Origin of the sequence: Nocardiopsis lucentensis DSM 44048, assembly GCF_000341125.1 — a bacterium.
Taxonomy (GTDB): Bacteria; Actinomycetota; Actinomycetes; order Streptosporangiales; family Streptosporangiaceae; genus Nocardiopsis; species Nocardiopsis lucentensis.
This window is the reverse complement of sequence record NZ_ANBC01000752.1, coordinates 1-674: the sequence shown is the minus strand read 5'-3', so window position 1 is coordinate 674 and position 674 is coordinate 1. Positions and strand designations below refer to the sequence as shown.

At 72.6% G+C, this 674-nt stretch carries 1 protein-coding gene; it reads right to left on the bottom strand.

Going from position 1 to position 674, the window contains the following annotated elements; genetic code table 11:
* The coding region (locus tag D471_RS0126095; RefSeq protein WP_017601340.1) for an MFS transporter at window positions 1-640 on the bottom strand (640 nt) is incomplete at its 3' end.
* Window positions 641-674: the final 34 nt, after the last annotated feature.

Sequence of the window (674 nt, the reverse complement as noted above, 5' to 3'; positions counted from 1 at the left end):
TCGGCTCGGCCGCGTGGTCGGCGGAGGCCGCGCCCGACCGGGTGTCCGCGTCGGTCCGCGGGGCGGGCTCGTCCCGGACGGCGGGCCCTCCCGATCCCCGCGGCAGGTGGCGGCGGCACACCGCGAACAGCACCACGTACAGCAGCGCGCACGCGGCGATCCCCCAACGGGGGTTGGGCAGCGCCATGATCCCCGCGCCCAGGACCGTGGCGGTCACCGTCCCGACGTTGATGATGTAGGTGTGCGCCATGACGTCGCGCATCCGGTCGGTCCCGCTGCCCACGAAGGCCGGGTAGGCCAGGGCGAAGGACATGGTGACCGCCACCTGCACCGCGGAGAGCGTCGTGAAGGCCGCGTAGCTCGGCGCCGCGGCGATCATCAGCTCCAGCGCGGCCGAGACCGCCAGACCCCACAGCACGATCGAGGCCATGGAGAAGCGGCGCGCCACCACACCCCACAGCGGCATCGCGACCAGGGCGGTGACCCGGCACACCCAGATGTAGGTGCCGGTCGCCGACATGTCCGTGACACCGAACAACCGCTCGAAGAGCTGGGGGTAGAAGGGGCTCAGGGCCACGTCCGACACCAGGTGCAGGACGATCACGAGCAGGTACAGACGGCGGAAGGCGGGGGCCGTCACTCTCCGCCCCCCGAGGCGTCGGGTGCTCCGAAGG